This window comes from Marininema mesophilum (assembly GCF_900106775.1).
Lineage (GTDB): Bacteria > Bacillota > Bacilli > Thermoactinomycetales > DSM-45169 > Marininema > Marininema mesophilum.
The window spans coordinates 272,562-287,129 of the sequence record NZ_FNNQ01000001.1; the positions used below are offsets into that span (position 1 = coordinate 272,562).

Genomic DNA, 14,568 nt, shown 5'->3' on the forward strand with positions numbered 1-14,568 from the left:
TATATTATTCTTGTACACTCCAGAATGCATAATCCATATAATTCGGGTTTTGTTTATGCCATGCGGTAGACCATACACCTTTGGATTTCCATCCTGAAGTTACAAAGAAATCTACACCCTGTACGGATGATTTGTGTGTTTTACTACCGTGATAATATTCGGACCATACAGAGTTTGAATCTGTCCCATGACTCCATACACCACCACCTGGGTGGGTTACCTCAGCAAATGCTACTGTTGTTCCTACCGTAAACAAAGCACCGCAAAGTACTAGTGAGACTACACTTTTTTTGATATTCACTTTTCTAAACCTCCTTAAATTTTATATTTCATACATCTAAACACTATTATAGTTCATAATATTTAGTCAATACTTATGTAAAATAAAAATTATTTAATTAAATTTAAAAAGTAATTCTATTAATTTAATTATTTTTGTATGATTATTGAATATAATTATTTTGTTTTTTTATGTTCAGTGTTTTCTATCAGGAACAACATTGGAATTTCCTATCCCCTGCTACACCTTATATCAACGATGGGCACCATAGGATCTTGGATCTTCATCAATTAAAAAGTAGGGGATCACATCTCATCCCTGATAAAACACGATTTTTAGCGTCTTAGCAATATTTCCTTTTTATCCCAATAAACAACAAAAGTCTATAGTTACAATCGGGTAATAAAGGATACAAGAATTAGCATGAAAATAATCTTTTTATTCTATTATAAATAGGAATCCCACAGTATTTACCGTGGGAGTTTTATCTTACTATACATTAACTGGTATCACTTTTTGAAAATATTATTTTGTACTCCAGTATGTTCTATCAGCATAGCCCTTTTTTTGTTTATGCAATGCGAAAGTCCATACATCTTTGGATTTCCATCCTGAAGTTACATAGTAGCCTGGTCCCTTTACGGATGATTTATGTGTTTTAGTTTTGTGATAATAATTAGAATATACATAGCTTGAATTTTCTCCATAGTTCCAAGTACCACCACCTGGATAGGCCATCTTAGCAAATGCTGCTGTAGCTCCTACCGTAAACAAAGCACCGCAAAGTACTAGTGTAGCTACGCTTTTTTTGATTTTCACTTTTCAAACCTCCTTAAATTTTATATTTCATACATCTAAAATAATAATACAACTCATTATATTAAGTCAACACATATTTAAAATTAAAAATTTAAACAAAAATATTCTACCATTAATTCTATTTTTTATGAAATTATCAAATTGTATTTTTGTATTTAATTTTCTATTCCCTGCTACACCTTAAGTAAACGATAGGCAAATCAACCCTTCGATTTTCATCCAATATTAACAATCACTCAAAAAAAGTAGGGGATCCCTCCCCCACTCATCCCTGTCACAAAGGAATTGGATTCCTGTTCCCGCCCAATCGTTGTCACGGGACCATGTCCAGAGTATACGAATGGTTTCCTCTGGTAATTACCTTATCGTATATGGAAGTTTTATCTTACCATACATTAAAATGTATCACTTTTTGAAAATTTATAAATATTATTGTGTACCCCAGAATACTTCATCATTATAACCCGGTTTTTGTTTATGCCATGCGGTAGACCATACACCTTTGGATTTCCATCCTGAACTTACATAGTAATCTGGTCCCTTTACGGATGATTTGTGTGTTTTACTACCGTGATAATATTCGGACCATACAGAGACTGAATCTTCTCCATAACTCCATACACCACCACCTGGATGGGTTACCTTTGCAAATGCTGCTGTTGCTCCTACCGTAAACAAAGCACCGCAAAGTACTAGTGTAGCTACGCTTTTTTTGATTTTCACTTTTCAAACCTCCTTTAATTTTATATTTCGTACATCTAATATGTAAAATAATATTTTTTAATTAAATTAAAACAAAAATAATTCTATTAATTTTTGTTTTTTTATATGATCGTAAAATATAATTATTTTATCTTTATATTCATTATTTTCTGTTAAAAACGGGGTTTTCTATCCCCTGCTACACCTTATATCAACGGTGGGCAAATCAACCATAGGATCTTCCTCCAACAATCACTTAAAAAAGTAGGGGATCTCTCCCCCACTTATCCGATCATCCCTGTCACAAAGGGATTGGATTCCTGTTCTCGCCCAATCGTTGTCACAGGACCATGCCCTGAGTAGACTATTGTCTCCTCTGGTAATTCCATGATCGTGTCATGGATACTTCTCATGAGCGTCTGATGATCACCGCCAGGTAAATCCGTTCGGCCAATCGATCCTGCAAACAACACGTCCCCACTAAACACCATCTGTGGGAAAATAAAAGAGAGGCTCCCTGGTGAATGGCCTGGGGTGTGTGCTACCTTCACTTTCTCTCCCAACACAGAGATCGTTTCGCCACCATGCAACACTTTATCTGCCGGTTGACAGCTTATTTCAGGAATACCAGGAAACATCCCCGAACCATTTAGACGTGAATCAGTCAACCACTCTGTCTCCGCCTGATGGATGGTAACCGAAGCCCCTGTCGCTTCTCGTACCGCTTCCACTCCACCAATGTGATCAAAGTGGGCGTGGGTAAGTAAAATCTCCTTTACGGAAAGTTGTAATTCTGCGATCCTCTTTAGCAAAGCATCTGGTTCAGTACCTGGATCGATCACGATCCCTTCTCCCCCTTGTTTACGGTACAGCAAATAACAATTGGTCATCACGTAGCCTAGAGTGAAGCTCTCTACTTGGATCAAGGATCTGACCACCTTTCCTCATGCTATCTCCCCCCATTCTACACGGAAAGCGCACGGGTTTCCAATGTGGTCGTGTCATTCGCAGGATTATAAGGAGAGTGTGTAGAAAATGCAATCAGATCATTCTGCTAGATGGCTTAAAATTTAGAAAGTAATATCCTGATGAAATCAAGGGATACCTAGGAACACCCTCCCATAGATTTTATCAAAGACTCCGTCTGGAAAAATCCGTCTAATTGAGGAGGAACATCTTTGTACTTTCACCGTTTTTTTTATGAACCCTTAGCACACGCATCCTTTCTCGTGGGTTGTACCCACTCCCAGGAAGCATTAGTCGTTGATCCAGGTCGCGATATAACGCCCTATCTAGAATTAGCCCATCGGGAAGGAATGCAAATTACCGCTATTGCTGAAACTCATATCCATGCAGACCTACTTTCAGGGGCAAAAGAGCTAGCCGAACGCACCCATGCTTCTCTGTATCTCTCTGGAGAAGGGGGTGCTGGAGATTATGCATGGGCGCAAGATCTTCCCCATCGTTTCCTACGAGACAACGATGAGTTTACCATAGGAGGATTACGTATAAAGGCACTTCATACTCCTGGTCATACTCCTGAACACCTTTCTTTTCTATTAACCCAAGAGACAGTCCGTACTCCCCTTGGTTTATTTACGGGTGATTTCTTATTTGTCGGGGATGCAGGTCGTCCAGACCTTTTGGAGAAGGCGATTGGTGTCCAAGGAAATGCCGCTATAAGTGCCAAAGCCCTCTATCACTCGATCCAGCGGATACGAAGCCTTCCTGATCATCTTCAGATATGGCCCTCTCATGGGGCCGGTAGTGCCTGTGGCAAAGCCCTCGGCTCTTTGCCCATGTCAACTCTTGGCTATGAAAAACAAACAAGTTGGGTTTTTCAAGATCAGGATATAGCAAGCTTTCTAAAGAAAATCCAGACAGGACAGCCTACGCCACCTCCTTATTTCTCTCGTATGAAAAAGTGGAATCGCTCCCATCTCCCTTTATTACGCGAGCGGCCAAAGCCTGAACGTTTTACTGCTGAAGACATACGACAATTAGACTTTGGCAAGGATGGCTTTTACCTCGTAGATACACGTCCCGCTGGCGAATTCCTTCAAAGTCATATTAAAGGCTCCCTTTGTCTTCCTCATAATCGTTCATTTATCCAATGGGCTGGGTGGTTTTTGGAGGATGCTCCCCCATTAGTCGTGATCGTGGACGAAAAGCGACAGAAGCAATTAGAACGTGACCTCGCGATGATTGGATTGGACCATATTGCAGGAATCCTCCCCACAAGTGAAATTACCCGTTTTCAAGCGAGTGAACTAGAGAGGGTTATAGAAGCTGAGCCTAGTGAGATTGCCCAACGCGTCAACCAAGGGGATGTTACAGTGATTGACGTCCGCAATGACTCCGAATGGGAAGCAGGTCATCTTCCCCAGGCACTACACATTCCTCTTACTCAGCTCACTTCTCAATTGGATACACTTTCCAAAGATCGCCCTCTCCTTCTCCAATGTAAAGCGGGTGGCCGTTCTGCAATTGCCTCCAGCCTTCTTCAGGCACAAGGTTATGATGTAATTAACCTCCGGGGTGGATGGGATCGGTGGATGGAATGTAACCTCCCCACTTGTTCTTCACCTGCTTCTTCCTCTTAATTCTCAAGAGATGCCATACACCAACAAACACAGCCCCTCCTATGATTTGGGAGGGGCTGTGTTTGTTAGTTATTGCCACCCCGAAACTATGAGATCGGTGACCCCCTGCTACGATATACGGATGATCCTCGCAAATTACATTAAGGGATTGGAGACGTTTCAGTGATATTTCTGTGACTCTCCTATGTATATACGGTTTTCTCTTACTTACAAATCCGTGTATACTGGGATAACGGAGTTGTTAATACCCAGGTCTGTAAATCAAACCATTATCGACGAATTAACTCTCTCTATAGAAAGGAGGAAAGTGCTATGACAGTCACATGTATTCTCTGTGAAGATTCCTTTGTTCCTACATCCATACAAGCCAAGAAGATCCGCAAGCATCCCCATCGCATCTTCCTCTGTCCAGCTTGTCATGAACGTGTCGCCAAAAAAGCCAAAGAATCTCCTCACCTAATCCAAGTAAAACCATCTCTGCCTCATCTCTAGCTCTTATCCTCTAATCCACAGTCCCATGCAGCATTATACTTTGGTTCTGTTTCAATACTGCGAAGTAATGATTCGGCCTGTTCTCGACCATAGGGACGGGATTCTTCATCTCCATCCTTCTGCCAACTTACCCAGTACTTGTTCGCTTCTACTGCAATGGAAAGCTCCTTAACACCATGATCCTCCTGTAACATTTGCTGGAAAAAGCGGACCGTCTCCTCGGCAGAACGGTCCTTTGGGCGTGCATTCCATACTAAACGAATCTGTAGCCAGTTAAATAACGCTTCTTCTAATCGCACTGCATACTCTCCCCTTTTTGCAATCTACCTTTTTAAACTAACCACAACCAGGAGAAGCAGAAGCTTCTCCTAGAAAAAGCTGAACCAGCCACTCTCACCCATTTAAGACGTAGTCGGTGGACCTTCCTGTTCCTTCCGATGATTCGTCCCCATGCGAATCCGAGCAATCGCAATCATCACCACGGTGACGGATAAGATCTCAATCATCGGGAACTTCAAGAAAAAGAGTGCCCAAAAGAGAATACATCCGATTGCCAAGACCACATAAACTACGGCAGCCTTCAAAATTGGCAATCGACGAGCAAAGGCCACTTTATAGATGATACTGGTCAATACCAGGATCAACAGATACGCTAGAGCTGGCTCCCCTCGTAACCATTCATTGATTCCTTCCATCTCATATCCTCCTCTCTGCCATCATTGGTAGAACATTTTCAATGTGCGGGTGTTCCTTCTTTCAACTGATGTAAGTACTGAATCTCCTCAGCATATTCCTCTTCTTTTTCCACTGGTGTTTCCAGGATGATCGGTATGCCCTCTAGTTGTTCACAATGGAGGAAACGGGTTAACGCTTCTGCCCCAATCTCTCCCTTTCCAATCTTCTCATGGCGATCCTTGCGGGATTCGTATGGAGCTTTACTATCATTAAAATGGATAGCAATTAAGCTTTTTAGGTAGCCTGTCTCTTCCATCTTCTCAATCAATTCGTCAAAGGTAGGCAAATTCCATGCTCCTGCCGCAAAACCATGGCAAGTATCGAAGCAAAAGCCGATTTTTTCCGGATAATCCGTCGCTTCACGGATCTTGACGAGGTCTTCAATCTTCAGACCCAATTCCGTCCCTTGTCCAGCGGTATTTTCAAGTAAAAGTAGCGTGTCTCCATCATAATCTGCGAGGATTTCATTTAAGGTTTCCACCATTCTACGGGTACCCTCTTCTTCCCCCTCACCGACATGTTTTCCACAATGGACGACCGCACCTATCGCACCATAGGTTTCTGCAATATGAAGATCTTCCTTAATGGAACGTACGGTTACCTCATGAAGGTCCACCTTTGGTGTCGATAGATTGGTAATATAGGGTGTATGAGCGACCAAAGTGATTCCCTTTTCACGGCAAAAGGCAACTCCCTTTTCAGCGTCCGCATAATCAACCTTTTTCGGACGTAGTCCACGCGGGTTCTTAGTAAACACCTGAAAAGACGCCGCTCCTAACTCCGCTGCTTGAAAACTCGCTTTTGAAAATCCTTTGGCTACGCTAATATGGCAACCCAATTTCATCCTCTTCACTCCTCTTAAAGAAAGAAGCGCCTCACTCGGGCGCTTCTTGAATCATCGTCATCATACCATTTTGGGCAGACAAGCCGCAACTGAATCAAACCAAAGGTGGGAATTATTCCCCGCGATTGAGTTCAGTAAACGCCTGTTCCACTTTATCTGTGATGAGTGCATCCACGCCTAATCCGATGAGTCGGCGCATCTCTTTCACCTGATTGATAGTAAAGGGGCGTACTGGGAGGTTATACTCTCGGCATTTAGCTACCATAGATTCTACTACCGTCGGCCGATATGGATGGATAGAAGTAACACCGACTTTACGGGCATATTCCCAAGGCTCAAATAGATTAGCCATATAGAGAATGGCGGTATCTACATCAGGACATAGTTCCTTCACCTTGCGTAGGCTATAGTGATCAAAGCTAGAGATCACTGTACGGTGAACAAGATCATATTCCTGGAGCATCGTGATCACTTTGCTCTCTAGATTGGCGTAGGCGATTTTGTTATTTTTTAGTTCAATATTCACTAAGAGACCCTTTTCAGCTACCAAGGTAAGAACTTCCGAAAGAAGAGGGATTTTTTCTCCTTTGAACTCCTCCCCGAACCAACTTCCAGCATCCAACTGACGAAGTTCATCGAGGGTCAGTTCTCTCACCCGGCCTTTACCATCCGTTGTTCGTCCGACTGTTTCATCGTGAATAACAACAACTTCATCGTCCTTCGTCAGATGGAGATCCAGCTCTATCCCATGAGCTCCTGCATCTACTGCTCTTTGGAAGGCGGCCATTGTATTTTCAGGTGCGACTGCGGAATAACCGCGGTGTGCGTATACTTGTAGTGACATCGATATCTCCTTCTACAAATGAATATGGTGTAAGTAGATTTGATTCCTACTCTTTAGCGAAAAGGCATCCTTCTCCGGTGTATAGTGCAAAAAGAGCTCTTTTTCCAGATACTCTTGGCTCTTTAAATCCAGAATGATCCTTACCCCAGCTTCCTCTATCTGCAAATCATCGACTTGAGGAAGATCCCAATTCATCTCAAACCAGATATCTCCCCCACAGCCGCAACCTTCATTCATCACTGCTAAACGAAGCGCTGCACTCTCCTCGGGTCTCTTCTCCAGGAGAGCTTCTGCCGCCTGATCATCGATATGGATCTTTATGCTCACCACTCTCCTTCGCCTGTTTATTTCTGTAGTATACACAACTTTGTTCGCAAGGACATCCCTCGCAACGAGGGCGACGTTTTTGACAGTGTTCCTTCCCCATCTCGACCAACAACGCGTGAAGGAGTTGTAAATCCACCACATTAGGAAGCTCCAGCAGTACGCCTTGGCGAACCTCTTCATAAGAAAGCGTTTCTTCATCATAACGACTGATGATCCGCCGAGTATAAGCATCTCCCATAAATGAAGGCCGTTTTAATACATATAGGAGAATCATATCGGCTGTCTCAGGCCCAATTCCACGAATGGACAACAAATCCCGCCGTAAATCGAGGACTTGATCCGATCCATCATGATCGATATGACCTTTAGCGATGAACCATGTTGCAAGACCACGAATTGCCTGGGACTTTGCCCTATAGAAGCCCGCCGGACGGACTGTTTCCTGGAGCCTATGTTCATCCCCCTGCAAGATATCCTCTGGCTGAATAAACCTGCTTTCACGCATATTATCCAATGCGCGGGCCGCATGGTTCCAGGTAGTATTTTGGACAAGGATACTCCCCCAGGCCTTTTCAAACGGATCCGTTCGCCCCCACCAATCCTGAGTGGACCAGTCCGGTTTCCATTCTCGTAGCCTTCTATAAAGACTCGTCCACTTTCCTATCTCCATGGCCCTTCACATTCCCTTCTCCGCCATCCATAAAAAGCTACAGGAATTTATGAATTCAGCTTGACCTCTACGCGGCTTCTAAGGGTGCCAATCCCCTCAATCGTCATCTCCACTTCATCACCGGGCCGCAAGGGGCCTACACCAGCAGGGGTTCCCGTCAAGATCACATCCCCTCGTTCAAGGGGAAAGATCGATGAAATAAAGGCGATCTGCCCAGGGATGTCATGAACCATATCCGATGTTCTTCCATCTTGCCGTATCTCGCCATTAACGCGTAACACCAGACGGATATCCGATGGATCTAATTTTGTCTCAATCACAGGACCTAATGGCTTAAACGTATCAAAGGATTTGGCTCGGGTAAACTGACCATCTTTTTTCTGTAAATCCCGATTAGAAACATCATTCGCTCCAGTATAGCCCAACACATGCTCCAATGCGTTCTCACGAGGTATATCTTTGCCACCTTTACCAATCACCACTGCCAATTCCCCTTCATACTCGATCCGATCCTTGGTATTAGGCAATTGAATCACCTCATCTGATCCAATCACTGCTGTGGGGGAAACAAGGAAGATCATTGGCTCCGTTGGTACAGCATTTCCTTTTTCCGCAGCATGAGCGGTGTAATTGCGGCCCACAGCGATCAACTTCTGAGGTACTAGAGGCGCCAGAATCTCCACTTCATTGAATGGGATTAACTCCCCTTCAGGTTCTCCCCCTCCAAAAAGGCCCCCCGGCAATGGACGAATTCCCTCTTCTTCTAGCACACCCCATAAAGGTTCACTTGTATGGTGACGAAATCGAATAATTTTCATCATCTTGCTCCCTTTCTCCATAGCCTTATTTGAACGGCGGCGACCACCCAAATGGGGTGGTCGCCGAAAAAATGAACTCCTTTTGATCTCTATCTTTATTTTACTACTGAGAAAAGCTCATTGCCAACTGAGCTATGGTACGAGTGGCGACACCTGTTGCCCCTTTACTATGTATCCCTTTCTCTAACTTCGATCCAGACGTACCTGCAATATCTAAATGGACCCATGGAACATCCTCTACAAAATGGCGCAAAAACGCTCCACCCTGACTAGCCTGTGCCGGTCGCCCCCCATCATTTTTTATATCAGCCACATCACTGGCAAGACATTCGTCTACTTCATCCTCCATAGGTAATTCCCACATTTTCTCACCCGTGAGGCGAGCAGCTTCCTTCACCCGCTTTGCCCAATCAACATCATTGGTCATCAAACCTGTCACCGTGTATCCGAGGGCCACAATCACTCCACCCGTCAGAGTTGCAACATCAACAAGGGATGTAGCACCTAGACGACGGGCATAAGCAAGACCATCCGCTAAAATCAATCGTCCTTCAGCATCCGTATGCTGAATTTCAATCGTTTTCCCACTAAAGGATTGAATCACATCTCCAGGGCGATAATTGTCTCCTCCAATCATGTTTTCACATGTAGGAATAACCGCGAGTATATTACAGCGGGGCTTCAATTCACCAATCGCCTCCATGGCTCCTAACACAGCGGCGGCCCCTGCCATATCACCCTTTCCTTTTTCCATACCCGCACTTGGCTTAACCTGAATACCCCCTGCATCGAAGATAACCCCTTTTCCTACTAAACCTAGGGTTTCCTTCGTTTCTGGTGCGCCCTGATACTTAAGGATTATCATTCGTGCCGGCTCATTACTTGCTCTAGCAACTGCTAACAAAGCCCCCATCTGTAATTCCTGAAGGCGTTTTTCATCAAGGATTTCTACTTCTAACCCCTTTTTCTCGGCAATGGTTACTGCTTTTTCCGCTAGTGTTACCGGAGTCAGCTTATTGGCTGGCTCATTAGTGAGGTCTCTGGCCCGGTTCACCCCCGTTGAAAAAGCCCTCCCTCGAGCTAAACCCGCTTCCAACGCAGAATCACTTATACCCTCTACCGCTAACCAAATGGATTCGAGCTCTTTTTTGTCCTCTCGCTCCGATTTGTACCCTTGATAACGATAAAGTCCCAATTCGATCCCTTCTACTATCGCTTGTATAAAATCAGCAGCATTCCAGCGACGACTAAAGGTCTCCGAACAACCTAGAGCGAGTTGCTTCACTCCTGACTGACGAGCACGCCGAGCAGCTAACGCAACTCCATTGCGAATTTTATCTAGGTCCAAGGATTCCTCTTTTCCCATCCCTTGTACCAGAACTCGTTTTGCAGGTATTTTACCCCAATTATGAAGAAGTACTGTCTCCTGGAAACGGCCTGTGATCTCACCATCACTAACAAGTTGTGAGAGGCGGTGCTCCAGAACGGTATCCACATCCTTAGCACAACCCTTCAGGGATTCTCCCCCTTGAGTGTGTATGACCAATAAACAATCGACTGCTAATGAAGTTACTGGGTCCTTTGTAATCCTCCATTCCATGAAAACATCCCCCTTATCACGCATCAAATATATCAATATTCAGTTAATAATTTCCATAAATGAAATTCAATCAACCCTTTTTATGAAACAAAAAAGTGTACCCCGTACACATGGGACACACTCATTTATATTCGACAAATAAAATTCATATCCTTTAGATGCAGACATGAAAACGAGTGTATCCTTGTTCTTGGACACACTCTTTTCTTCTAACATTAACCGCCATTTTTTCTGTTTTACTCTGTCCTTTAATACTTATGTCAGAGGGCTTCCAGCATCAACAATTCATGGCGAAGTTCCCGGAGACGCGCTATGCACTGGTCAGCTCGATGGGGATTCTTCTCAAGCAACGCCTCATGCAGCAGGGCCAGTTCGTAATCCAACTCGAGTCGCAAGACAGGGATCCGCTTCTCAGGTTCCCGACACCGATACGCTTTGATCACATCTTCCACGGCTACGCTGCACCCCTTTTCCCGTAGAATATTTCCTTTATGAAGAGACGGTCCCCATCACCCGGGTTGATGAGAACTTCACCGATGGACGCCCAACATTTGGTAACTTAGGAGCTCTTGCTACAGGATGTCCGCCTTACCTGAGAAATAAACCTTTCACCGATGGATATTTCCGGATCAGTTCTGATTGAATATTTACTTTATTTAAGGTACGCAGGAATACCTGAAGTTGTCACGGTACAATCCCATCTCTACAAAATTCTATCCTAGGCTTTCACCTAGTCCAACCCGTTTGGACTTCAACCCTTTGTGTTATGATAAGAGAAAGAAACCGATGATGGTGGTGTATATAACAATGACCTTCCAAGGATTTGATACACATGATTTCGAAATCTTTTCCATTCCTGGCCTGGAACCTCGAATGGAAGGGTTAAAAGAAACCATACGACCTAAATTGACTGCTCTAGGTGAAGAGGTCGCCCCTTATCTTTCAAAGCTCCTTAACGAAGAAATGGTGGTTCATGTGGCCAAGCATGCTAGGCGTAGTGTCCATCCTCCCGATGAAACATGGGTCGCTTGGTCTGCAGGAAAACGTGGATATAAAGCGACACCCCATTTTCAGGTAGGGATGCGAAAAGAAAATCTATTTGCGATGTTCGCCATCATCTACGAATATCCAAACAAGCCTGGCTTCGCAAAGGATTTACTGGAACAACAGAAGGAGCTTTTCTCCACCCTTCCTAAATCCTTTGTCATCTCCCCTGATCATACCAAACCAGAAACGACCAGTTTAGCGGAGCTAGGGAACGATGGGATCAGAGAAATTTTGCAACGATTAGCTGATGTGAAAAAAGCAGAATTTATGATCGGAATCGAACTGGATCGTCACGATTCTCAATTAGCGGATGGTGAGGCATTGAAAAAGAAAGTGGAGACTACGTTCTCCTCCCTCACCCCCTTCTACCGCATCGCCTCTTTAGCAGCTCAATAAGACCTGATAACGATTACCTCTCCTTCACCGATGGTGAAGGTTTTTTGCTATAGTATGGAGCATCTCTCGAAATGGATCATACATCCATATGGTCACAAAGTTCTTTCTTTCCTGGAAAGCGGTTGTTTGCTATACTCACCCTTATGGAGTTTGATACGAAAGGTAGGCCCCGCTAGTGAACAAACGACAGTTAGACACTCCCCTTTTTACTCAACTACGGGAACACGCAGCGAAAAATCCCGTACAGTTTCATATCCCTGGCCATAAAAAAGGGCAGGGTATGGATCCTGAATTTCGGGAGTTTTTTGGAGAGGCCCCTCTTTCCATAGACCTGATTAATATCGAACCACTGGATGATCTTCATCATCCCCATGGTGTGATTCAAGAAGCGCAGGAACTAGCAGCTGAGGCCTTTGGCGCGGATCACACCTTTTTTTCCGTACAAGGAACCAGCGGTGCGATTATGACAATGGTAATGACTGTTCTTTACCCCGGTGAAAAGATCATCGTTCCCCGTAACGTTCATAAATCTGTGCTTTCTGCCATCATTCTCGCAGGGGGTCATCCGATCTTTGTTCACCCCAATATGGATGAACAACTTGGCATTGCCCATGGAGTCACACGTAAAGATGTAGAGCGAACCTTGATCCTCCACCCTGATGCAAAAGCAGTCCTCTTGATTAACCCCACCTACTACGGTGTGGTCGCCCATTTGAAAGAGATTGTAGAGTGTGTCCATGGCTATGGCATTCCTGTCCTTGTTGACGAAGCCCACGGTGTGCTCACCCATTTCCATGATGACCTCCCCATATCTGCTATGCAGGCGGGTGCAGACATGGCAGCCACCAGTGTCCATAAACTAGGTGGTTCATTAACCCAGAGTTCTGTGCTCAACATACGTGTTGAACGGATTAACCCCCAACGTGTTCAATCGATTATCAGCATGTTGACTACGACTTCAACTTCTTATCTACTATTGGCATCCCTCGATGCGGCACGACGTCATCTAGCGATTTATGGCAATGAACTGGCACAACATGCTCTTGCCCTCGCTGATTCCGCGCGACGTCGAATCAACGAGATTCCTGGCCTCCGGTGTATCGGACGTGAGCTACTTGGTAGTGAAGCCACCTATGATCTAGACGAAACCAAGCTGATCATCCATCTTGAACGCATGAACATCACCGGCTATGAAGCAGAAAAGTGGTTACGCAAACAGTGGAATGTCGAAGTTGAACTTTCCGACCTATACAACATCCTCTGTCTCATCACACCTGGCGACGATGATGGGACGATTCGCATTTTGGTAGATGCCCTAACTGATCTATCTCAACAGTTTTACATGGAAGAGCAACGGGAGGAAGCCCCTGTACGGATACCAGAAATCCCTCTTCTCACCGTCTCACCACGGGATGCCTTCTATGCAGAAACAGTCTCCATACCTTTTACCGAATCGGCTGGCCGGATTATTGCTGAATTTATCATGATTTACCCTCCAGGAATTCCAGTCCTCCTGCCTGGAGAGCAGATTACCCATGAAAACATCGACTACATTATCGAGCACCTCGAAGCAGGTCTTCCTGTACAAGGGCCCGAAGATCCCGATATAAAAATGGTTCGTGTTATCAAGGATTTGTGACGAAAAAGAGCTCATTTATAAACCACAAAGTGTTAGCTCTTTGTGGTTTAAATAAAAACCCGGCGTTTAAACGCCGGGTTTTTCATCTATATGGATATAACCATCAGCTGTGATCCGAACAGTTGCCCTCTTGGCACATCACACAATGCCCATAGAGAGTGCCGGCCTTGTCCCCATCGAGATAGGTGATCACATCTTCACAATCCTTACAAACGATCACTTCCATACCGTCACCCCCTTTGTGTAACGCCACAAATGAAAGCGCTTTAATTATGATGTCATAATGATTATATTAGGACATACCATTTATGTCAACCAACAGTTTTAATCCATCAAAAAAAAGGAATCCACCATTGTAAATTGATGAATCCCTTTTTTGATAGGTTCATTTTATGACCCTCTTTAGCCGGATTCCGCCTCAGCCTCCATACTAAGATGCGGTACATTATGATGAAGGAAATTTGAAACTTCTTCTGCCTCATTTCGTGATTTCAGGCAATAGACCCTCTGAATATGATCGAGGTTATCGATATCGTCTTGTGACAAGAGTGAAGATCGCCCAGTCTGCAAACAAACAACAAGGGGCTTACCAAAAAACATGCGTGTGTAGACAATACCAAAATCATACCTTCCATTACCTGAAACAAATCCTACAAATCTTACCTGAACACGTTCTGTTTCATCATATAAACGTTCGTGCAGACTCATAGACTACCCCCTTTTCTTAGTCTTACCTATTACATTTTTTAAAG

Annotated in this window: 19 protein-coding genes; 4 read left to right on the forward strand and 15 right to left on the reverse strand. The window is 44.2% G+C overall.

Annotation, left to right across the window (positions count from 1 at the left end; all coding sequences use genetic code 11):
- Positions 1-4 precede the first annotated feature (4 nt).
- The 4 genes from BLV90_RS01110 to BLV90_RS01125 form a co-directional block, all read right to left on the reverse strand.
- Positions 5-301 (reverse strand): lactococcin 972 family bacteriocin, encoded by a 297-nt coding sequence (locus tag BLV90_RS01110; RefSeq protein ID WP_091734859.1) that lies wholly within the window; start codon positions 299-301, stop codon positions 5-7.
- A 504-nt stretch (positions 302-805) separates the two neighbouring features.
- Positions 806-1,099, reverse strand: a complete 294-nt coding sequence (locus tag BLV90_RS01115; protein ID WP_091734862.1) for a lactococcin 972 family bacteriocin — start codon at positions 1,097-1,099, stop codon at positions 806-808.
- Positions 1,100-1,528: 429 nt separating this feature from the next.
- Positions 1,529-1,822, reverse strand: coding sequence for a lactococcin 972 family bacteriocin (locus BLV90_RS01120; protein WP_091734865.1), 294 nt, complete (start codon positions 1,820-1,822; stop codon positions 1,529-1,531).
- Between the two features lie 263 nt (positions 1,823-2,085).
- Positions 2,086-2,727, reverse strand: a complete 642-nt coding sequence (locus BLV90_RS01125) for an MBL fold metallo-hydrolase (RefSeq protein WP_245726203.1) — start codon at positions 2,725-2,727, stop codon at positions 2,086-2,088.
- Between the two features lie 252 nt (positions 2,728-2,979).
- Here BLV90_RS01125 and BLV90_RS01130 point away from each other — a divergent pair, with 252 nt between their 5' ends.
- Both BLV90_RS01130 and BLV90_RS01135 read left to right on the forward strand, forming a co-directional pair.
- Positions 2,980-4,404, forward strand: a complete 1,425-nt coding sequence (locus BLV90_RS01130; RefSeq protein ID WP_091734867.1) for an MBL fold metallo-hydrolase — start codon at positions 2,980-2,982, stop codon at positions 4,402-4,404.
- A gap of 312 nt (positions 4,405-4,716) precedes the next feature.
- Positions 4,717-4,896, forward strand: a complete 180-nt coding sequence (locus tag BLV90_RS01135) for a DUF2197 domain-containing protein (RefSeq protein ID WP_091734870.1) — start codon at positions 4,717-4,719, stop codon at positions 4,894-4,896.
- On the opposite strand, the gene BLV90_RS01140 is transcribed toward BLV90_RS01135, so the two are convergent.
- The 9 genes from BLV90_RS01140 to BLV90_RS16445 form a co-directional block, all read right to left on the reverse strand.
- Positions 4,893-5,195 (reverse strand): hypothetical protein, encoded by a 303-nt coding sequence (locus tag BLV90_RS01140; protein ID WP_091734873.1) that lies wholly within the window; start codon positions 5,193-5,195, stop codon positions 4,893-4,895. The genes BLV90_RS01135 and BLV90_RS01140 overlap by 4 nt on opposite strands.
- Positions 5,196-5,297: 102 nt before the next feature.
- Positions 5,298-5,591 carry a YlaH-like family protein gene (locus tag BLV90_RS01145; RefSeq protein WP_091734877.1) on the reverse strand — a complete coding sequence of 98 codons (294 nt, stop codon included), beginning with the start codon at positions 5,589-5,591 and terminating at the stop codon, positions 5,298-5,300.
- 38 nt (positions 5,592-5,629) lie between these two features.
- Entirely contained in the window at positions 5,630-6,475 is an 846-nt protein-coding gene (locus BLV90_RS01150; RefSeq protein ID WP_091734880.1) for a deoxyribonuclease IV, read from the reverse strand.
- 112 nt (positions 6,476-6,587) lie between these two features.
- The gene (locus BLV90_RS01155; protein WP_091734883.1) at positions 6,588-7,319 is read right to left on the reverse strand and encodes a glycerophosphodiester phosphodiesterase; all 732 of its coding nucleotides are present in this window, start codon (positions 7,317-7,319) and stop codon (positions 6,588-6,590) included.
- Positions 7,320-7,331: 12 nt separating this feature from the next.
- Positions 7,332-7,646, reverse strand: a complete 315-nt coding sequence (locus tag BLV90_RS16080; RefSeq protein WP_177167832.1) for an iron-sulfur cluster biosynthesis family protein — start codon at positions 7,644-7,646, stop codon at positions 7,332-7,334.
- Positions 7,621-8,316, reverse strand: coding sequence for an endonuclease III domain-containing protein (locus tag BLV90_RS01165; RefSeq protein WP_091734889.1), 696 nt, complete (start codon positions 8,314-8,316; stop codon positions 7,621-7,623). The genes BLV90_RS16080 and BLV90_RS01165 overlap by 26 nt, the downstream gene beginning before the upstream one ends.
- A gap of 47 nt (positions 8,317-8,363) precedes the next feature.
- On the reverse strand, positions 8,364-9,134 hold the full coding sequence (locus tag BLV90_RS01170) for a fumarylacetoacetate hydrolase family protein (protein ID WP_091735416.1): 771 nt from the start codon (positions 9,132-9,134) through the stop codon (positions 8,364-8,366).
- A gap of 103 nt (positions 9,135-9,237) precedes the next feature.
- Positions 9,238-10,734: a leucyl aminopeptidase gene (locus BLV90_RS01175; protein WP_177167833.1), complete on the reverse strand. Its 1,497-nt coding sequence runs from the start codon at positions 10,732-10,734 to the stop codon at positions 9,238-9,240.
- Positions 10,735-10,994: 260 nt separating this feature from the next.
- Positions 10,995-11,186: a hypothetical protein gene (locus BLV90_RS16445; RefSeq protein WP_091734896.1), complete on the reverse strand. Its 192-nt coding sequence runs from the start codon at positions 11,184-11,186 to the stop codon at positions 10,995-10,997.
- A 355-nt stretch (positions 11,187-11,541) separates the two neighbouring features.
- Here BLV90_RS16445 and BLV90_RS01185 point away from each other — a divergent pair, with 355 nt between their 5' ends.
- On the forward strand, positions 11,542-12,177 hold the full coding sequence (locus tag BLV90_RS01185) for a YktB family protein (RefSeq protein WP_091735419.1): 636 nt from the start codon (positions 11,542-11,544) through the stop codon (positions 12,175-12,177).
- 175 nt (positions 12,178-12,352) lie between these two features.
- On the forward strand, positions 12,353-13,816 hold the full coding sequence (locus BLV90_RS01190) for an aminotransferase class I/II-fold pyridoxal phosphate-dependent enzyme (RefSeq protein WP_091734900.1): 1,464 nt from the start codon (positions 12,353-12,355) through the stop codon (positions 13,814-13,816).
- A gap of 103 nt (positions 13,817-13,919) precedes the next feature.
- Here BLV90_RS01190 and BLV90_RS15905 read toward each other — a convergent pair whose 3' ends face one another.
- Positions 13,920-14,042 carry a GapA-binding peptide SR1P gene (locus BLV90_RS15905; RefSeq protein WP_143034965.1) on the reverse strand — a complete coding sequence of 41 codons (123 nt, stop codon included), beginning with the start codon at positions 14,040-14,042 and terminating at the stop codon, positions 13,920-13,922.
- Between the two features lie 176 nt (positions 14,043-14,218).
- The gene (locus BLV90_RS01195) at positions 14,219-14,518 is read right to left on the reverse strand and encodes a DUF3055 domain-containing protein (RefSeq protein ID WP_143034977.1); all 300 of its coding nucleotides are present in this window, start codon (positions 14,516-14,518) and stop codon (positions 14,219-14,221) included.
- Positions 14,519-14,568 lie beyond the last annotated feature (50 nt).